The 18,790-nt window shown below is 40.2% G+C and carries 17 protein-coding genes; 7 read left to right on the top strand and 10 right to left on the bottom strand.

Features of this window, described 5'->3' with window-relative positions; genetic code table 11:
* Nucleotides 1-3: 3 nt before the first annotated feature.
* Complete coding sequence (locus AC1M9H_RS12250) at nt 4-1,017, bottom strand: CorA family divalent cation transporter (RefSeq protein WP_035265042.1); 1,014 nt, start codon at nt 1,015-1,017, stop codon at nt 4-6.
* Between the two features lie 155 nt (nt 1,018-1,172).
* Here AC1M9H_RS12250 and AC1M9H_RS12255 point away from each other — a divergent pair, with 155 nt between their 5' ends.
* Together AC1M9H_RS12255 and AC1M9H_RS12260 are read left to right on the top strand one after the other, a co-directional pair.
* Nucleotides 1,173-1,772 (top strand): LOG family protein, encoded by a 600-nt coding sequence (locus tag AC1M9H_RS12255; RefSeq protein ID WP_481613505.1) that lies wholly within the window; start codon nt 1,173-1,175, stop codon nt 1,770-1,772.
* Nucleotides 1,769-2,170: an NUDIX hydrolase gene (locus AC1M9H_RS12260; RefSeq protein ID WP_481589441.1), complete on the top strand. Its 402-nt coding sequence runs from the start codon at nt 1,769-1,771 to the stop codon at nt 2,168-2,170. The genes AC1M9H_RS12255 and AC1M9H_RS12260 overlap by 4 nt, the downstream gene beginning before the upstream one ends.
* 17 nt (nt 2,171-2,187) lie before the next feature.
* On the opposite strand, the gene AC1M9H_RS12265 is transcribed toward AC1M9H_RS12260, so the two are convergent.
* Both AC1M9H_RS12265 and recG read right to left on the bottom strand, forming a co-directional pair.
* A complete protein-coding gene (locus AC1M9H_RS12265) occupies nt 2,188-2,820 on the bottom strand; it encodes a ComF family protein (protein WP_092768104.1) in 633 nt (210 codons plus the stop codon).
* A gap of 67 nt (nt 2,821-2,887) precedes the next feature.
* Complete coding sequence (gene recG / locus AC1M9H_RS12270; protein ID WP_481597853.1) at nt 2,888-4,933, bottom strand: ATP-dependent DNA helicase RecG; 2,046 nt, start codon at nt 4,931-4,933, stop codon at nt 2,888-2,890.
* A 53-nt stretch (nt 4,934-4,986) separates the two neighbouring features.
* On the opposite strand from recG, the gene AC1M9H_RS12275 reads away from it, so the two are divergent.
* Complete coding sequence (locus tag AC1M9H_RS12275; RefSeq protein ID WP_481613506.1) at nt 4,987-5,784, top strand: NAD-dependent epimerase/dehydratase family protein; 798 nt, start codon at nt 4,987-4,989, stop codon at nt 5,782-5,784.
* A 36-nt stretch (nt 5,785-5,820) separates the two neighbouring features.
* Here AC1M9H_RS12275 and plsB read toward each other — a convergent pair whose 3' ends face one another.
* Nucleotides 5,821-8,394, bottom strand: coding sequence for a glycerol-3-phosphate 1-O-acyltransferase PlsB (plsB, locus tag AC1M9H_RS12280; RefSeq protein ID WP_481613507.1), 2,574 nt, complete (start codon nt 8,392-8,394; stop codon nt 5,821-5,823).
* Nucleotides 8,395-8,695: 301 nt separating this feature from the next.
* Between plsB and AC1M9H_RS12285 the strand changes: the two genes are divergently transcribed.
* Nucleotides 8,696-9,568: an acyl-CoA thioesterase gene (locus tag AC1M9H_RS12285; RefSeq protein ID WP_035265059.1), complete on the top strand. Its 873-nt coding sequence runs from the start codon at nt 8,696-8,698 to the stop codon at nt 9,566-9,568.
* Nucleotides 9,569-9,736: 168 nt separating this feature from the next.
* Complete coding sequence (locus AC1M9H_RS12290) at nt 9,737-10,990, top strand: dicarboxylate/amino acid:cation symporter (protein WP_481610313.1); 1,254 nt, start codon at nt 9,737-9,739, stop codon at nt 10,988-10,990.
* Between the two features lie 55 nt (nt 10,991-11,045).
* Here the strand turns inward: AC1M9H_RS12290 and AC1M9H_RS12295 are convergent, their stop codons facing one another.
* The 6 genes from AC1M9H_RS12295 to AC1M9H_RS12320 form a co-directional block, all read right to left on the bottom strand.
* The gene (locus tag AC1M9H_RS12295; protein ID WP_481596508.1) at nt 11,046-11,990 is read right to left on the bottom strand and encodes a metal-dependent hydrolase; all 945 of its coding nucleotides are present in this window, start codon (nt 11,988-11,990) and stop codon (nt 11,046-11,048) included.
* 133 nt (nt 11,991-12,123) lie between these two features.
* Nucleotides 12,124-12,978, bottom strand: a complete 855-nt coding sequence (gene yihA / locus AC1M9H_RS12300) for a ribosome biogenesis GTP-binding protein YihA/YsxC (RefSeq protein ID WP_481596507.1) — start codon at nt 12,976-12,978, stop codon at nt 12,124-12,126.
* Nucleotides 12,979-13,064: 86 nt separating this feature from the next.
* Nucleotides 13,065-13,511 (bottom strand): RrF2 family transcriptional regulator, encoded by a 447-nt coding sequence (locus AC1M9H_RS12305; protein WP_481596506.1) that lies wholly within the window; start codon nt 13,509-13,511, stop codon nt 13,065-13,067.
* 106 nt (nt 13,512-13,617) lie between these two features.
* Entirely contained in the window at nt 13,618-14,379 is a 762-nt protein-coding gene (locus AC1M9H_RS12310; RefSeq protein ID WP_481596505.1) for a globin domain-containing protein, read from the bottom strand.
* A 149-nt stretch (nt 14,380-14,528) separates the two neighbouring features.
* Entirely contained in the window at nt 14,529-16,112 is a 1,584-nt protein-coding gene (locus tag AC1M9H_RS12315) for a helicase HerA-like domain-containing protein (protein ID WP_481596504.1), read from the bottom strand.
* Nucleotides 16,113-16,124: 12 nt separating this feature from the next.
* Complete coding sequence (locus AC1M9H_RS12320; protein WP_481613508.1) at nt 16,125-17,327, bottom strand: PLP-dependent transferase; 1,203 nt, start codon at nt 17,325-17,327, stop codon at nt 16,125-16,127.
* Between the two features lie 152 nt (nt 17,328-17,479).
* Between AC1M9H_RS12320 and AC1M9H_RS12325 the strand changes: the two genes are divergently transcribed.
* Both AC1M9H_RS12325 and rpsJ read left to right on the top strand, forming a co-directional pair.
* Nucleotides 17,480-18,238, top strand: a complete 759-nt coding sequence (locus AC1M9H_RS12325) for a type 1 glutamine amidotransferase (protein ID WP_481613509.1) — start codon at nt 17,480-17,482, stop codon at nt 18,236-18,238.
* 235 nt (nt 18,239-18,473) lie between these two features.
* Nucleotides 18,474-18,785: a 30S ribosomal protein S10 gene (gene rpsJ / locus AC1M9H_RS12330; protein WP_004725677.1), complete on the top strand. Its 312-nt coding sequence runs from the start codon at nt 18,474-18,476 to the stop codon at nt 18,783-18,785.
* The last annotated feature ends 5 nt before the right edge of the window (nt 18,786-18,790 follow it).

The following is an 18,790-nucleotide window of genomic DNA, read 5'->3' on the forward strand; positions in this document are numbered from 1 at the left end:
CGCTCAAATCCATTTTTTCCATCTAAAATAAATGAGTGGTCCAAATAGAAACACTAGGATAATCAGACTGACAACAACAAAGCTCGTCGTTCCTTGAGCAAAGGGCAGTACATCAGTATTCATACCATAAATACTGGCCACCAACATCGGGGGAGCAAGCATACTAGGTAAAATCGAGAATCGTCGAATCGTATCATTCTGTTCAGTATTAATGAAACCTGAAGTGGTATCCAATAGGAATCGAACCTTTTGGAACAAGAATGCATCATGTTCTACTAATGAGCGGACATCCTCACTGAGTTCTCGAATATCAGCATCATAAATATGACTGCCTAATGCACGGGGTCTGGCTAAGAACGTTAGGACGCGGCGTAAGTCAATCAAACAGAGTTGTGCTTTACCCAACATATCTTCTTTTTGAGCAAGACGGGTAATCATATCATCGAGATCAAGAATTTGTTCACGGTGGCGAACATTCAATACTTCTGTAGAGTAGAGTTCTAAATCCTTGTGGATATCTTCTAAGATATCCGCAAGCTCATCGAGTTTAGCTTCGAGTAAACCCAAAAGTATCCAAGTCGGATCTTTATAGTCAATGTCGTAATCATTACGGCGAGCACGTGCTCGAAAGGCACGGAAAGCAACGAGCTTTTCACCACGTAAAGTAAATAGTCGATCTTTATGTAAAATAAATGCAACAGTTTGAACCGTTCCTAGCATATTGGATGACTCTTCAGGGTCACCATCGACTTGGTAGTTTTTATTTTTCGTTAAAAAATACGTACTGATATGTAAAATGCCATCATCATCACGGTAGAATCGCGCAGATGATGAAATATCTTCTAATGATTTTAGTGTTGGAAGATTTTGTTTATAGGCATCTAAAACCCATTCTTGCTCATCTTGAGAGGGTGCAATTAAATCGATCCAAACCAATTCAGGGTGTAAATCAAACCCACCATTGATCGTTGCATCTTCTAGACTACCGCGCTCTGTGGCATAAAAGGCTTCAAGCATTTTATCTTTTCTCCCTTGCGCAGTTTGTGTGTGAACGATGGGTGTATTTTAGACAAGGATGCCATGAAAAAAAACTGATTCCATCATTAATTAGGTTAAAAAACACAGAACATATCATTTTAATTGTTGTTATAAAAACTTAAGGCTAATTTTAAATGAATTCTATTGCAATATTTTGTGGTTCAACATTAGGTTCCGATCCTGTTTATGCTGATGCAGCAAAGAAAACAGGGAAATATTTAGCGCAACAAGGCAAGAACTTGGTGTATGGTGGCGGTCGTTCAGGATTAATGGGGATTGTTGCGGATAGTGCATTAGAGGCTGGTGGAAAGGTCATTGGCGTGATTCCACAAGGATTGGTGGATCGTGAATTAGCACATCCAAATTTGACTGAACTTCACGTTGTTACCAGTATGCATGAGCGTAAAACGCTGATGGCAGATTTGTCGGATGGTTTTATTGCCTTACCGGGTGGTGCAGGAACAATTGAAGAAATTTTTGAACAATGGACATGGGCGCAACTCGGTATTCATCTTAAACCTTGCGCATTTTTAAACATTAACGGGTTTTATGATGTTCTATTACAATTCATTCAACATACGACAGATCAAGAGTTTACTCGAGCTCGCTTTACCAATGCATTAATCAATTCAACTTCAATCGAGGATATTGTGTCAAAATTCGAGTCTTATCAGGCACCACAACCGAAATGGGGTGTCCAAGATCGAGAAGACTTGGTGCAACTAGATACATGAGCAAAATTATTACTGTCGCAGCAGCGATTATTTCCAATGAGGATCAGCAGTTGTTGTTGGTTCGAAAAAAGAATACCCAGTTTTTCATGCAGGTTGGTGGGAAGTTAGAGGAGAATGAGCCTTCTGAAGACACGATTCTGCGAGAAATTAAAGAAGAAATTGGCGCTGAGGCAGTAATAGATCAATATATAGGTCGTTTTGAAACCAAAGCTGCAAATGAAGCGGATCATCAGTTGATTAGTTATCTCTATCGAGTTCAGCTTAAACAAGAGCCTCACATTCATGCAGAAATTGCTGAAATGAAATGGATCGATTTAGATGATGATGCTACGCCTTTAGCACCGTTAACTCGAGAAATCGTGATTCCTTGGTGTAGGCAGCATTTTAATGCCGATTAAAACTTAAAGTGACTGTGTCAATATTCTGCAGCTGCAATGCATGCGATCTGAATGTTCTGACAGCCGAGCTTTTCTAGTGCATTGGCCAACGCATTGACTGAACTCCCTGTGGTCACGACATCGTCAATAATCAGGATATTTCTAAACTTTCCTTTTTCTGAACGTATTGGTTTGAATTGAGATTGAATATCCTCGATTCTTTCTACACGTGTTAAGCCTTTCTGTGAGTGTTGTGCTGAACGTTCAATTGGCTGCCAAATGGGTATTTGCAGTTTTTTGGAAAGAATTTTTCCGATGACCATCATTTGATTATAACCACGCTCTTTCAAGCGCTCGTTTGAAATAGGCATAGGTACAATCGCTTGAAAACGTTTCAGTTTAAGTTCTAGCAATGTGTGTGCTAGAAAAGTTTGATAATGAAGTTGTTGTTCATATTTGAATAAGTGAATAATGCGATCTATAGGAAAGCTATAGTCGAAACAAGCATAAATATTTCTTTCATGTCGATGAATGAGTGAAGGGCTTTTCCATGGAAGCATTGTCCAACAGTCATCACATAGTCTGTGGGTTTGAGTTGGAGAGAATCCGCATAATTGGCAAGCGCGTCGTGATAATAATGTGTGATAGAGGTTATGAATAGGGCTCAGCATCATGGCTCAAGTTATTTTTATTGTGAGTACCTATGATTATAACTGAGCTCGTTGATTAAGGAACATATTAAACATACGCATATCTAGGCGCTTCTGGTAACCATCGTTTAAGAAGAGCATCCGCTTGATGTGGGTAATCTTTTAAAATTTGAGTCGCGACATAGTGCGCTTGAGTTAACAGATGGTCATCCCGTTCCAATTTAGCCACGCGAAAGCCCATGTCTCCAGTCTGTTTCGTTCCTAACAGTTCGCCTGGGCCGCGGATTTCCAAATCTTTTTCTGCTATTAAAAAGCCATCATTGGTTTCACGCATAATGCGTAAACGCTCTTGTCCATTCTGCGATAAAGGACTTTTATATAATAATGCGCAAAAACTTGCTTTAGCACCTCGACCCACACGCCCCCTTAATTGATGTAGTTGAGATAGACCCAGTCGCTCCGCATTTTCAATGACCATGATGGATGCATTTGGTACATCCACTCCAACTTCGATCACAGTTGTTGCGATCAGCAGTTGTAATTGATTGTCTTTGAACTGTTGCATGACAGCTTGTTTTTCATCAGCTTTCATTTTGCCATGAACCAAACCAATATTGAGGTGCGGAAAGCGTTCTTTAATCTCCTGATAAGTCGCTTCAGCAGCTTGGGCATCTAACGTCTCTGATTGTTCCACTAATGTACAGACCCAATAAGCCTGCTTACCTTCAGCGCAGTTTGTCGCAATACGCTGCAGGACCTCTTCACGACGATCGAGTGGAATAGTGACTGTTTGGATTGGGGTACGCCCTGGGGGTAACTCATCAATCACAGAAGTATCTAAATCGCCGTACGCTGACATTGCTAACGTACGTGGGATAGGCGTGGCGGTCATTACCAACTGATGTGGTGTCGTATCCTGTGCCCCTTTATTTCGTAATGCTAGACGCTGGTCAACTCCAAATCGATGCTGTTCATCAATGATGACAAGACCCAATTTATGAAACTGGACGTTATCCTGAAATAGTGCATGAGTGCCGACGACCAATTGGGCAGAGCCTTCTCTAATCTGCTGTTCTGCAGCAGCGCGTGCTTTCCCTTTTTGTTTGCCTGATAACCAAGAAACTTGGATGCCGAGTGGTTCGAACCATTTTTTAAAATTTAAATAATGTTGTTCTGCGAGGATTTCAGTCGGTGCCATAAGAGCAACTTGCCATCCCTCTTCGAGTGGATGACATGCCGCAATGCCTGCCACTAAGGTTTTGCCTGCACCTACATCACCTTGCACTAGTCTGAGCATCGGTTTGTTTTGTTTAAGATCTTTCACAATTTCATTTGAAACACGTTTTTGAGCATTCGTCATTTCAAAGGGAAGTATGGAGAGAAGTTGTTTGGCAAATGTTCGACTGGCTGAAAATGCAGGTGCGGAGATCTGTTGAATGTATGCACGACGAGTCAACAAACTAATTTGATGACTGACTAATTCTTCAAAGATGAGACGTTGCTGCGCAGGATGCTGCCCTTCAGCCAGTTGCAACATATTGGCATCGGTGGGAGGGTGATGAATATATTCTAGTGCTTCTTTTAAAGCATACCCATTGGTAAATTTTGCAGGAATCAGTTCTGGTAAATCATGGGCATGTTGTGCTAAAGCTTGTTTAATATATTCGCGCAGTTTAGGTTGAGTGAGTCCTTCCGTTGATGGGTAAATTGCGGTTAGCTGCGTTTTTGGAAGTGGGGTATGCTCCGTAATCAATTGAATTTCTGGGTGATACATTTCTAGGCCACGAGCGCCTACTCGGACTTCACCAAACACTCTTAAACGATTTCCAGGCTTTGCGCGATCCATCAATGCTTTATAAATATGATAAAAACGTAAGGTGACTTTTCCAAAATCATCTTGTAATAATATTGCCATGGATTTGCGTTTACCGGGCGGCATATCCATTGATGCGACAGTGCCTTCAAGTAAATAGCTTCGACCTACTTGAAGGTGATCCATGGGCACAATAGTACTGCGATCTTCATAATCTCGAGGCAGATGAAACAAAAGATCATCCGTATTCCAGATATTTAATTTTTCGAGTAAAGCGGCAGCGGCGTTTCCTACACCTTGCAACTGATGGACTGCAGTCATGTCCCCTCAACTTTGCTTAAATTGAATTTATAACACTAGAGAATAGGTCTTACATGCATATTCTATTTATCGGTTATGGTAAAACATCGCAACATGTTGCTAAACAATTATTTCAACAAGGACATCAAATTACCACAGTCAGTTTAAGCAGGAAAGATCAAGCAGGTGCTATGCATCTTCAACAAGATATACACCAACTTGATTTATCGACATTGTCGCCTATTGATGCAGTATACGTGTTGATTGCACCTAAAGACCCATCACTAAACGGGTATAAAGCAGCTTTCATAGATGCGATTCCACATATGAGAAATCAGCTGGCTCTGCATCCTATCCAAAAGATTATTGTTGTCTCGTCGACACGCGTTTACGGACAAGATCAAGGGGAGGAGATTGATGATCAAACAGAGATCAATCCGCAAGATGAGAAAGCATTAGTGTTAGCCACAATGGAGAAGCTTTGGCAAGAAGCCTTTCCACAGCAATGTATCATTGTGAGACCCACTGGTATTTATGGCGTATCCGTGAAGAGAATGATGCAGCTTGCTCAAAATACAATAGACTATCCCAATGTGCATTGGTCGAATCGAATTCATATCGAAGATTTAGCGGGTTTTCTTGTCCATTTACTTCACGTGGAACATCCAGAAAAAACTTATATTTGTAGTAATAATCAACCCATTCCATTACATGAAATTATTCTGTGGTTCCAAAAGCAGTTAAACATCCCTCCATTAAAATTATTGAATGAGGCACAGCGTGGAAAGAAAATTTATGCCTCTCGAATGTTAAGCACTGGTTTTAAATTGAAACATGCTCAATTTTTTAAGGATTATCGAGAACTCATTTAGGCATAAAAAAACCCTCGCTGGGGAGGGTTTTAGATACTATTTTTTCTTGCGTTTTAAGCGTTTTTTGGCTTGTTGATCAGCAACTGCATCCAAAGCTTCTTTCAGCTCTTCATCGTTAAATGAAGTGATATGTTGCAACATTTGTAAGGTTACATCATCTAGTACCAAGTTGGCATATTGAGCAACCTCTTTGAATTGTGCATCAAAGACTATTGCGCCTTCTTCGTTATTACTGATATAGCCTTGTTGAGTCAGAACTTTGATAAAACTTTGGAAGAGCGCTTTATCAAAGAATTCAGGTGAGTTGAACTCATAAAGTACAGATAAACGCTGACCTAATAGATGGCTTAAATCTTCGACCTGCTTGGTCGTAATATTTCCAGAGCCACGTTGAGTAATTAGGGCAAGTGTCATGTAGTAGCGTTCAATACTTTGCTTCACTGGAGCAGCAAGCACGACTAACTGATTGTGTTGTTCAGAGTTAGGTGCAGGGCTACATAAATTTCCATGTTCATCAATCGTAATCAACTGTGCTTCCACCAGACCTTGAACATAGTTACAGATCTGTTCTTTAAGCTCATCCGTATTCCACTTAAGGAAAAGTTCAGCTTTCAAGAATGGATAAAGTGTACGAATGACATTAATCAAATCGCCCTGTGAAATTTTACCATTGTGCTCGACCATCGCAGCAATCAGTGATGGCAAGACATAAGCATGCAAAATATTATTGCGGAAATATGTCAGTAATACTGCTTGACCATCTTCAATCGCAATGATATCGCCAAGGACATGTTTTACACGCTTAATCAACTTGAGTTTTAAACCATAAGCAATGATTTCTTTACCAGACAGTGGTGTGATTTCAACTCGATGATCATAAGGTAAAGCTGTTAGAAGATTGCGATAGGTATCTAACTGTTTAATACAAATCTCTTCATCAAGCGTGTGCTTGGAAGTCGATAAAAGAATAAGTGACAATAACGAAACTGGGTTGATAACAGCAGCACGGTTAATATTTTCAAGAATTGCATTTGCTGAGGTGTTAACTGCATCAGAAACTTCTTGAGGAATCGGGTCATCATTCTTCTCAATTTTGATATGTTCAGCACCATGCTGTTTCAAAATCTCATCAAGGAAGACGGGTTCACCAAAGTTTACGTGTACTTTACCGAAGATGCGTTCAATCTTTCTTAAGGTTTGTAAAATACCAAAGATAGATTCGGCCTCTTTAGGCTTACCATTCATTTCACCGACGTAAGTTGCACCTTCCATCAGGCGTTCATAACCAAAATAGGTCGGGACAAATACAATAGGTTTAGCACGACCACGCAAATGACTATGCACAGTCATTGCCAACATACCTGTTTTCGGCGGTAATAAACGTCCAGTACGTGAACGTCCACCTTCAATAAAGTATTCTAATGGCGTGTTGCGCGATAGGATACTGTATAGATATTCTTTGAATACAGTGGTGTATAACGCATTTCCACGGAAGGTTCGACGTATAAAAAATGCACCGCCACCACGTAAAAGCTGACCAACGAATGGCATATTCAGGTTATCACCTGCAGCAATGTACGGTACCATCATCCCACGCTTATAAATCACATAAGAGAGTAATAGGTAGTCAATATGGCTACGGTGACAAGGTGTATAAATAATTTCGTAGTCTTTCGCTAATTCACGAACTGTATTGAAATTATGTACTTCTACGCCGTCATAGAGTTGAGTCCAAAGACGCGTCAGGGCTTGTTCTGCAAAACGTACGGTTGCATGAGAATAGTCTGATGCAATTTCATTCACGTAGCCGATCGCACGGCGCTCAGCTTCAATCAAACTGATTTTAGAGCGGATACTTTCTTTGCGAATTCCGTCCTGAACATCTTGAGATTTAATCAATGATTGCATCACGTTTCGACGATCTGACAAATCTGGACCTAATACAACTTCACGCTGACGATCTAGATAATCATTGAGTTGATTGACGATATATGTTGCAGGAGACAAGTTTGGATGTGTTACACGTGCGTAATCTACCAATTCGCGCAGTGATTTTGGTTCATGGAATTCAAGAAAAGATTGGCGACCATGTAAACCAATATTCATCAGTTGTTTAACAGTACTTGGTGTTGCCCAAGTGTCCGTAAATAGCAATTTAAATAATGAATCTTCTTTGTCCGGTGAGCGGCCCCACAATACAGTCACTGGTACAAGTTCAATGTCAGTATCTGGGTGCTTATCCAATATCTCGATCAATCTGAGGAGACGAGGTGGAAATGCATGGGGTGGCGGATTAAGTAAGTTTGTTTCATCTTGATGTTGTAAAAATAATACAGCAGCTTTCTCTTTATGGTCCCCGATCATGAGTGGGTCAAGTGCTGGCGCGAGATTTAATCGACGAGTTTCGCCGTCAACCACTAACGCATTACTACGCGAGTAATTTTGTAATACATAGCACACCACTTTTTTGTGAGTCGTGTTATTTTCAGTGGGTGGTGTTGAAGGTTGGGTTTCAGTAGGAACCTCTCCAAGAACATGCGGTGTTACTACGAGGTCAAGCAACTTACTGGAAAGTCGACGATACATTTGACCAAAGCCATTCTTGGACATACATACTCCTAGCCAAAGACGAATTTCGCATGACGCGAATGAAGGCAATTATTTTCTTAAATCTGTGATCAAAACAATATGTCATTTTCTAACAAAATGCACAGAATTTGGATGAATTTTCGTTAATAATCGTATTTTTAGCCAAAATATCAAATTTGTTTTATGACAATATAGTCAAGCAAAGTTTAGTTGTTTACTCGGAAATTATGGCAAGATAGAGATTGAGTCATTAAATTGGAAAATCTGTTTAAATTCAAGAGGACCAATTTAATGTCGTAGCAATGAAATATATAGGTCCGATATGAATCAGCTCACGCAAGAACTCGTAGATTTACTCACGCTAGAACGACTTGAAGAAAACATTTTTAGAGGCAAAAGCCAAAATTTGGTTGGCAAACGCGTCTTTGGTGGACAAGTTCTAGGTCAAGCTTTACGTGCTGCTTCATATACAACTGATCGCCCTGCACATTCATTGCATGCATATTTCTTATTTGGTGGAGATGTTAATGCACCCATTATTTATGAAGTAGATCGAATCCGAGATGGGCGTAGTTTCGTGAGTCGCCAAGTTCGTGCGATTCAACATGGCAAGACGATATTCATGTGTATGGTATCTTTTGCAGACCAAGAAGAGGGTCTCAATTATCAAGTTGCTGAACCAGAATACCCGCCAGTAGATGGGCTAAAATCTGAAGCTGAACTCAAGAAAATGATTGTCGATTTCGTACCAGAGAATGTGCGTGCCAGCTTTATGCGTGATCGTCATGTTGAAATTAAGCCTGTAATGCCAGTCAATCCATTCCAACCACAACCTGAAGCGCCGTCTTACGCGCACTATATTCGTACACACGATCGTTTGGCTGATGATGTAGATGAAAATGCATTACATCAGGCGATCGCTGCTTTTTATTCAGACTTTACTTTGATGACAACTGCACTACGACCACACGGACTCAGTTATATTTCACCGAGTTTACAATGTGCCAGCATTGATCATACCATGTACTTTCATAAACCATTTCGTGTAGATGATTGGATGCTCTATGACATGGAGGCAACGATTAGTGCAAGTTCTAGAGGATTGAACTTTGGACGAATGTGGCAAAATGGACAATTGGTCTGTAGTACAGTGCAAGAAGGTCTAATTCGAATTCGTGAAATTGAAACGCAATAAGATAATTGATCCATGCTTCAAGCCAAATCTTCAGATTTGGCTTTTTACTTCATATTTGTATTTATAAATTATTCGTTTCGGTTGCAAAGCTAACAAGAAAAAATGATCGATTCTTGAGGGCGCTCATGGCATAGTGCGACTAATAAATCAAAATGAAAAGCACATGACATGAGTCTAAATACGCAAATTTTAATTGCTGCAATTTTAGGTGTGGCTTTTGGCTTCTTGTTAAATGTATTCCCTGATACAGCATTTTTTAACGGAAGTTTATATGCCTTAGGGATTGCCAGTAGTATCTTTATCGGCCTACTGAAACTATTACTGATTCCTCTCATTTTTAGTTCTATTGTTGTCGGAGTTTCCAATCTACAGACTGGTGGCCAACTTGGTAGAACTTGGAAAATTACCCTCGCTTGTTGTGTCACAACCACAACTTTGGCACTGATTTTGGGGCTTGCTTGTGCGCATCTTTTCGAGGTCGGGAAGGGTGTAGACATCACCATTTTTCAAGAGACCATGAATCAGCATCAGACGCCTGATACTTTGACGCCCTCGAGTTTTTTTACCAACTTTATCCAAAATACACTAATAAACCCGTTTAAAGCATTTGCTGAAGGTAATGTGTTAGCCGTTGTCGTTTTTGCACTTTTAATTGGGGTGGCTCTCGTTAAAGGTGGTGAAAAATTTAAAACAGTGAAAGCGTTGAGTCAGCAATTTTTTGAAATCATGATGTTGATGATTGGTTGGGTGATGAAGCTCGCACCAATAGGGATTTTTGCGTTACTGGCAAAGTTAATCGCGACGGAGGACTTATCCGTTCTGAGTCGATTAGCAGAATTTGCAGCAGTAGTCACGGGAACGACCATCTTTCATGGCCTTGTTGTTTTGCCTTTGTTGCTCTGGATTTTCGGGAGAATGAATCCAATTACATTTTTTAAGGGAACACGAGCAGCCTTGATTACGGCGTTTGCTACCAGCTCAAGTTCCGCAACTATGCCGCTATCAATGAAGTGTGCTCAGGAAAATTTAGGAGTAAGACCCCAAACTGCAGGATTTGTGATCCCTCTCGGGACACAGTTGAATATGGATGGGACGGCATTGTATGAGGCTGCGGCGGCGCTGTTTATTGCGAATTTAATGGGGCTTGATTTAACGTTAGGACAACAATTGATTGTGTGTGCGACAGCAATGATTGCATCTTTAGGGGCACCAGGTATACCTAGCGCAGGTATGGTTACCATGATTATGGTTTTACAATCAGTTGGACTCCCAGCAGAAGCAATCGCAATATTATTGCCGATTGACCGTTTGTTAGATACTGTCAGAACAGTGGTAAATGTGCAGGGAGATATGATGATTAGTGTTGTTGTAGATCGTTACACGAATCCTGATCATGAACCTATTGAAAAAAATACAGCTTAAAAGATTAGATCAGATATAAAAAAGCAGGGATCCCCCTGCTTTTTTATTAAATACATTATGCAACTTTCAGTGCTGCACGTTCTGCTGCTGGTGATTGATTTAGATAGTTAATCGCATCTTCAGTTTTTGCTTCATGAACAGGGTCATACCAAGGCATTAAATAGCCGAGTTGTTGAGAAACAAGCCACAATGGGTGAGGGAGTAAACCATTGTCTTTTTGGGCAATTCGTGCCCATTCACGCCAAATCCAAGGTTTGTAAACAGCTGGTTTAATTGATTTAAAGCGAGGGTCTTGACCCATAATATGAGCAGCACCATCAACCCATAAACCTAATACAGCAGCAATCACAACTACACTTTGATAATAGCGAGAAATATAACCACCGCCAAGATGACGATATAAGTCAAATGCAACGGTACGGTGTTCAATTTCCTCAGCACCATGCCATTTTACGAGATCGAGCATATTGGCATCAGCACCCAATTCTCCCCATTTTTTGTTGTACAAGGCATATTTGCCGAGGACACAAGTCATATGTTCAACAGTAGCAATAATACCTAATCTGAATAAATCCCACTGATGATCTAAGGCTTTTGGGACGTTTAGACCTAAAGGTTTATCTGCTAAAAGTTTTCCAAAAAGAAAGTCCATAATATCGAGATTACGTTGAATATCGATATGACGTGCGCTGAGATATTCTTTATTCGCTGAATTATGTGCTTGAGCGTGCATCGCTTCTTGGCGAATAAAAGCTTTCACATCTTCTGCAAGTTTTTCATCAGTAATTTTGGGCAAAACTTTGTTGTACAGACGACAAAACCAAAATTCGCCTGCTGGTAAGATGTTATTAATTTCATTGATAAAATAACTAACGAAAGGCTGATTTGGAACCCAATCTACTGGTGTATCCGCCCACTCAAATTTAACTTTACGAGGTTTGATGTGATACTCAATAGAAGATCCAATCTTACTATTTCTTAATCGAGACAATAATTTCATCACACTTTCCTGAATTTTTGTTGTGATTATCATTTTTCAGTATAAAAAAATGCCCTCAAATAACCTTAGCATTTGAGGACATTGATGTATCAATTAGTGAATGTAATGATTTAACCATTCGGTAGGGTAGATACTATTCGGCTTTGTTGGATTCTAGTTCGGTTGTTTCGCTTGGTGATTCATCATCTTCTTGAATAACATGATCAAAATCTTCATCGATGTCTGATTCACTTACTTCAGGAATTGCACTTAGATCAAATCCGTTAGGTTGCTCAAGCGTAAAATTTAAACGACCAGCAATAACGCTTGCGAGTTCTTCAAGACCTTGCTTATTGAGGGATGAGAACAATTGGATGGAGAAGTTAAGCTTCATTTTCTTTAATTGAGCTTTGACTTCTTGCAATGCTTTGGAAGCTGGACCACGATTTAACTTATCTGATTTTGTTAATAAAACATGGACAAATAATTTGCGTGAATAAGCCCATTCTAACATCATGACATCGAAATGTTGTAATGGGTGTCGTATGTCCATTAGCAGTACTAGCCCTTGTAAACTTTCACGATGAATGAGGTAGTTTTCAAGCTCTTTTTGCCAAATGATTTTCATGCTTTCAGGTACAGCAGCATAGCCATATCCAGGAAGGTCAACTAATCTTTGTTCGGCATTGCCCATGCTAAAAAAGTTAATCATTTGTGTGCGACCAGGTTTTTTAGACGCACGTGCAAGTTGTTTTTGATTGGTTAATGCATTAATCGCACTCGATTTACCAGCATTCGAACGACCTGCAAAAGCAATCTCATAACCTGTGTCATCGACACATAAATTCAGTTTTGGTGCACTCATTAAGAATTCGGCTTTGCGCAACCAGTTGAGCGCTTGAACCGAATATTCAGTAATCGCTGGATCGGCTTTTTTCTCATAGCTGATCTTTTGCTTTGGGGCATTTGACGCCTTACTGTTTTTCGACTTTCCTCTGCTGTGATGCATAGCTCAACTTCAATAACTCAATTTACAATCAGCTATTATAAAGGAAGTCGCGCATGCAAGCGAATACTCAATCGAATTGAGTCAATCTATGGTGTAACTTGAATGAAAGGAATGAGTGAATCTGAATTGAATTTTGTAACTGAGGTGGGTATAACATCCTTCAGTTTAAATTGATCTAAATGCTGATAAAACTGTTTGACTGCATGATCTAAAATGCCTTTTAAGCCACAGTCACTTCTTAATACGCATGGTGGGTTATGACACTCTACAATTTGCTGATCGCCTTGAAGTGTTCTCACTAAAGTCCCTAATGAGATATTCAGAGTTTGAGGGGCTAGACGTATACCGCCACCTTTGCCTCGAGTGGTCATTAGCCAATTTTGTTTTGCCATAAAGTGAACGATTTTCATGGCGTGGTTTTCTGAGACCTGCAATTGGTTTGCCAGTTCTGCAATGGTATAAGGCAAGTCACGAGGTTGTGCGACATACATCAATATACGCAGGGCATAGTCGGTAAATTTATTCAGTTGCATAGATCGTCATAAAAGATAGCTTATTTCTATCTTAACATTGAAAGCCCCGTGAACGGAGCTTTCAATGATCTCTTAAAATCTTATTTCGGTTAAAGATTTAGATGAATTAATTTTTTAGTGGTGCAGACACCTCAACCACATCACCTACTTGATAGTGGTTTAATAAGATATTTGCCACAGAATATTCAGTTGCTTCATCTACCGCTTTTACTGTGATTTGATACTGGTCAGCTTGTGCAGCATCAAAGCTAAATTGTTGTGGTTGGCGCATCTCTTGCCCCGGTACTTGGACTCGTACCGAAATATATTCACCTGCTTCAGCCGTCGCAATGGTTTGACCGTCCTTGGCAGCTAAAGTTAAGGTTTTGGTGTTAGCTTCAGCTTCAATCGCTGTAATTTTAAATTCACGCCAGCCAGCCCAACCGCCATTTTGTGCAGTCAAAGCTTCATATTTTGATTTTTCGACACCAATTAAAATGTCTGCCAATTGCATATACGCGGCTTTCCAAGCAGCAATCAGATCAGAGTCCATTGGCACATCTAATACTTCGCTGATTGAATGCAGAAGGTTTTCACCCACAATCGAGTATTGATCCGCTTGAATGTCTAAACTTACGTGTTTAGTGGTAATTCGCTCAATCGCTTTTGCCAAAACTGTAGGATTTTCAATATTTTCAGCATATGCCAAAACAGCAGCAGCTAAAGCACGTGGCTGACGACCAGTACTTTGATGATCCATGTTAAATGTATTTTTTAACTCGGGGTTGTTGTTCAGCATGCGATTATAGAAATAGGTTGTAAGGGCAACACCATTCTCACGCAGGACGGGAACAGTCGCTTTTACAAGTTCAATATGTTGTGGCGTCATGAGCTTCAACTTTAGTTTTATTAAAAGATATATTTAAAATACATCTTTTAGGGTCGAGCTGCAATATGACTTGCATAGAAAACCTTAAAATAATTATGGGATATTAAAATATCCCATAATGAAGTTAAAAATGATGGGTAAAGGGAGGGCTATTTTTTTCCAAATAATGAGCCCAGTAGACCGCGTACGATTTTTTGCCCAGTGCTTCCGCCGAGGCTTCGTGCAGCACTTTTAGCAAACGTACCGACAATATCTTGGGTGAGTTTTTCGCGTTGTTTGGCTGCACGTTCTGCTTCTTTTTGTTGTTCACGGGCAAGGCGTTCTTGTTCTTTGGCTTGCTGTTTTGCGAAAGCTTCTTGCTCTTTAGCAATTTGCTTCGCGTAGGCCTCTTGTTCCTTAGCTTGTTGTTTTGCTAACGCTTCTTGTTCGGATTGTTGTTGACGCTGAACTACTTTGTTTTGCAGCATTTCAAAAGCACTTTCTCGATCAAGTACTTGCTCATAAACACCTGCAACCACACTGTTTGTCATGAGCGTCTTACGCTCTTCAAGCGTGATAGGTGTAAAAGATGAATATGGGGGCATAACCCAACCGCGTTCAACTATTTGTGGCGTACCTTGCTCATCTAGACAGCTAATCAGCGCTTCACCAACTGCCAGCTCCGTAATAGCATCTTGTACTTTGAATGCAGGATTTGCTCTAAAAGTATCAGCTGCAGTTTTTACTGCTTTTTGATCTTTTGGTGTGAAGGCACGAAGTGCATGCTGAACACGGTTGCCCAGTTGTCCTAAAACACTTTCAGGTAAATCCAGAGGATTTTGGGTGACAAAATAAATACCTACTCCCTTAGAGCGGATTAAGCGTACCACTTGTTCGATCTTTTCTTGCAAAGCAGGGCTGGCATTGTCAAACAGTAAATGAGCTTCATCGAAGAAAAATACCAATTTCGGTTTATCCATATCACCGACTTCAGGTAATTGTTCAAAGAGTTCGGAAAGCATCCACAGTAAGAAAGTCGCATAAAGCTTTGGGGTATTCATTAATTTATCGGCAGCGAGCAAATTAATATTGCCGTGACCTTGTGCATCGGTTTGGATAAAATCCATGAGGTCTAATGCAGGCTCACCAAAAAATTGATCACCGCCTTGATCGGACAGTGCTAGCAAATTACGTTGGATTGCACCCAGGCTGGCAGGGGAAAGATTGCCGTATTCTGCTTTAAAGTCAGCTGCATGCTCAGTCACATAAGTGATCATCGCTTTGAGGTCTTTAAAGTCGATCAGTAATAAACCTTGATCATCCGCGATGCGGAAAATCGCAGAAAGCACACCTTCTTGGGTGTCATTCAAATTCAGCATTCGGGCTAAAAGCAATGGACCAATTTCTGATACTGTAGTCCGAATCGGGTGACCTTGTTCGCCAAATAAATCCCAAAAAACCACAGGTGATGCGCTAAATGGGATTGATTCAATATTGAGGCTCTTGATGCGTTCATCAAATTTTGAATTGCTTTCACCTGCTTTGGCAAGGCTAGAGACATCACCTTTTGCATCGGCTAAAAATACCGGCACACCAATACGAGAAAAGTTTTCTGCCAAGACCTTTAAAGTGACTGTTTTGCCTGTTCCTGTTGCGCCGGCAATCAAGCCATGTCGGTTTGCCAGTTGCGAATGTAAAACAATCTCTTGGGATGTATCTGAGGTTTTTTTTGCGATGACAATTGGTGTGCCCATAATTATTCCTTTTTATTCGATCTTTTGTTGTTGCATTATTTTGAGTGCTTGTTGAATATCTTCTATCAAATCGTGAGGATGTTCCAGTCCTATACAAAAACGAACCAATATTCCTTCTTGTAAATGTGGATGTGCAAGCTCACGCATTTGATCAATTTGATAGAGCATTACTAAACTCACTGGGCCACCCCAGCTAAAACCTAATTTAAACAGGTTAAGCGCATCACAAAAATTGCGTATATCTTGAAGATTATATTTTTTATCAAACATTACACTGATCAAACCTGCGCTTAATTCTGATAGGCAAACTTCTTTCCAAAAAGTATGACCTGCAGATTTTGGATTGGCAGGGTGTAACACTTGTGCAAACTCATTTTGCTGTTGAAGCCAGCTTAATAAAGTTAGCGCTGATTTAGATTGGTGCGTATAACGGAGTTCCATTGAAGATAGGCTGCGCTGAATCTGTGCGGTGTCATCGCCTGATATAGAAATTCCTTGAATTGCATGCATGCGAAATAGCTTGTGGTATAAATCCTTGTTTTTTGTTACGACACTCCCCATGAGAATGTCACCACCACCGCTTGGATATTTGGTGAGAGCATGGACGGTGATATCGACTGCTAAGTGTTCTGTACCAAAATCAAAAGCATTAAAAGCCAGACCCGCTCCCCAAGTATTATCAAGTGCGGTAAGTATCTTATGCGTTTGAGCTTTTTTGACCAGATTCGTTAAATCTGGAAATTCGAGTGTTACAGATCCTGCAGCTTCTAACCAAATTAACTTAGCTTTACCACTTGGTTTAAAGGTCTCAACATCAATTGGGTTATAGACCTTAACGGCAATACCATAACGTGATTCTAGGTTTCGCAAATGCTCCATATTTGGACCGTAAATATTGTCCGCGACCCAAACTTCATCACCATGTGCTAAAAAACAAGAATTCACCAAGTTGATTGCAGAGAGTCCGCTTGGTGCAAGTAGGCAGTATTCTCCGCCTTCTAATTGTGCAATATTGTCGCCTAGCGTAAACGTAGTGGGGGTGCCATGCGTTCCGTAACTATAGTCATAAGCGTCGGTCCAATGGCGATTGAAAAGAGCATCGGTATTTTCAAAAATGATCGTTGATGCACGATAAATAGGGGGTTGAATACTATTTAAAAGTTGAGGTGCTTTTCTAGGGCTATGTATGAGTTGAGTTTGCGTATTTATTTTCACAATTTACCTGTATAAACCGTCATTTTATAACTAACAAAACATACTACTAAAAAACTGCATAGCTGTGCTTTGTTTAAAATTATTTAACAACCTATAGGTTGGCTTCATTTTTGCAACTGCTAGTGCAATATAAGAAAAGTTCGGGTTGGAAAATGAAGCCATTAAAAGTGCATTACTTTCAGCATATTGCTGGTGAAGGGTTAGGAAGTTGTTATGAATATTTAAAATCAATTGGGGCACAAATTAGTGCTACGGAGTTTTTTGCATTACCTGTTGAGATGGCATTAGAAATCGAGGCGTTACCAGCAATTGAAGATATTGATTTACTCATCATCATGGGTGGAGCAATGAGTGTAAATGATGAGGCAAATTATCCATGGCTAAAAATAGAAAAAAGATGGATCCGTCGATATTTATCACTAGGCAAGCCTGCAATTGGTTTGTGTCTCGGAGGTCAGCTTATAGCCAATGCTTTGGGAGCAAGTGTACGTTTAAATGAACAACAAGAGTTAGGTTGGACTAAAGTCTTCAGAACTCAACATGGTTTATCAGATTACTTTGAAATACCTAAAGAATTGGAAATAATGCAATGGCACAGTGAGACTTTTGAGATTCCTAAAGGAGGCGTCAGACTGGCTGAAAATAATGTGTGTGCAAACCAAATGTACCAAATTGGAAAGAATGTGCTGGGTTTTCAGTTTCATCCAGAAATAACGCCGAAAGTTTTACAAATGTATATTGAGAATGAAGAGCATGAGAAGGTATTTTCTGGCACTTATGTACAATCATTAGATACCTTAAAACAAACAAAAAAAACGAGGTTTCAAAAAGGGAATGAATTGCTGATCGATGCAATTAATTATGTATTGGGGTTCGGGCAGGGTGTACAAAAGAAAGCCGCCAACGCTTAACCGTAAATTGAGAAAAAATGATAAATAGGTTTGCTTAACAGTTAAACAATCGTTATAATGGGCGACCCTTTGATATTAAGGGCTAAACAACGTTGATTGTTGTTTAGATCGTTACAGTCGTGGCATCGATCACGACCTTAGTGATTTTCACTGCCTCTGACACTTGCCTTGTTTTCGGACAGGGGGAGATGCGTCATGGGTGATTCTTTATATATTTGGCTTGGAGTTTACTGGTATGTCTAACCAGAGAATCCGTATCCGTTTGAAGTCTTTTGATCACCGTTTAATTGATCAATCTTCTCAAGAGATCGTAGAAACAGCAAAACGTACTGGCGCACAAGTTTGTGGTCCAATCCCGATGCCAACTCGCATCGAGCGTTTTAACGTTCTAACTTCACCGCACGTTAACAAAGACGCGCGTGATCAGTATGAAATCCGCACTTACAAGCGTTTGATCGACATCGTTCAACCTACAGACAAAACTGTAGATGCATTGATGAAATTAGATCTTGCAGCTGGTGTAGACGTTCAGATCGCATTGGGTTAAGGCTT

This window comes from Acinetobacter sp. ANC_7512, from assembly GCF_056779935.1.

Excerpts from the sequence above, each read along its gene's own strand:
- AC1M9H_RS12265 (WP_092768104.1), bottom strand. The coding sequence starts at position 2,820 with ATGCTGAGCCCTATTCATAACCTCTATCACACATTATTATCACGACGC.
- rpsJ (WP_004725677.1), top strand. The coding sequence starts at position 18,474 with ATGTCTAACCAGAGAATCCGTATCCGTTTGAAGTCTTTTGATCACCGT.
- AC1M9H_RS12305 (WP_481596506.1), bottom strand. The coding sequence starts at position 13,511 with ATGCAACTGAATAAATTTACCGACTATGCCCTGCGTATATTGATGTAT.
- AC1M9H_RS12315 (WP_481596504.1), bottom strand. The coding sequence starts at position 16,112 with ATGGGCACACCAATTGTCATCGCAAAAAAAACCTCAGATACATCCCAA.
- AC1M9H_RS12255 (WP_481613505.1), top strand. The coding sequence starts at position 1,173 with ATGAATTCTATTGCAATATTTTGTGGTTCAACATTAGGTTCCGATCCT.
- AC1M9H_RS12260 (WP_481589441.1), top strand. The coding sequence starts at position 1,769 with ATGAGCAAAATTATTACTGTCGCAGCAGCGATTATTTCCAATGAGGAT.
- plsB (WP_481613507.1), bottom strand. The coding sequence starts at position 8,394 with ATGTCCAAGAATGGCTTTGGTCAAATGTATCGTCGACTTTCCAGTAAG.
- AC1M9H_RS12275 (WP_481613506.1), top strand. The coding sequence starts at position 4,987 with ATGCATATTCTATTTATCGGTTATGGTAAAACATCGCAACATGTTGCT.
- AC1M9H_RS12285 (WP_035265059.1), top strand. The coding sequence starts at position 8,696 with ATGAATCAGCTCACGCAAGAACTCGTAGATTTACTCACGCTAGAACGA.
- AC1M9H_RS12295 (WP_481596508.1), bottom strand. The coding sequence starts at position 11,990 with ATGAAATTATTGTCTCGATTAAGAAATAGTAAGATTGGATCTTCTATT.
- AC1M9H_RS12290 (WP_481610313.1), top strand. The coding sequence starts at position 9,737 with ATGAGTCTAAATACGCAAATTTTAATTGCTGCAATTTTAGGTGTGGCT.
- AC1M9H_RS12250 (WP_035265042.1), bottom strand. The coding sequence starts at position 1,017 with ATGCTTGAAGCCTTTTATGCCACAGAGCGCGGTAGTCTAGAAGATGCA.
- yihA (WP_481596507.1), bottom strand. The coding sequence starts at position 12,978 with ATGCATCACAGCAGAGGAAAGTCGAAAAACAGTAAGGCGTCAAATGCC.
- AC1M9H_RS12325 (WP_481613509.1), top strand. The coding sequence starts at position 17,480 with ATGAAGCCATTAAAAGTGCATTACTTTCAGCATATTGCTGGTGAAGGG.
- AC1M9H_RS12310 (WP_481596505.1), bottom strand. The coding sequence starts at position 14,379 with ATGACGCCACAACATATTGAACTTGTAAAAGCGACTGTTCCCGTCCTG.
- recG (WP_481597853.1), bottom strand. The coding sequence starts at position 4,933 with ATGACTGCAGTCCATCAGTTGCAAGGTGTAGGAAACGCCGCTGCCGCT.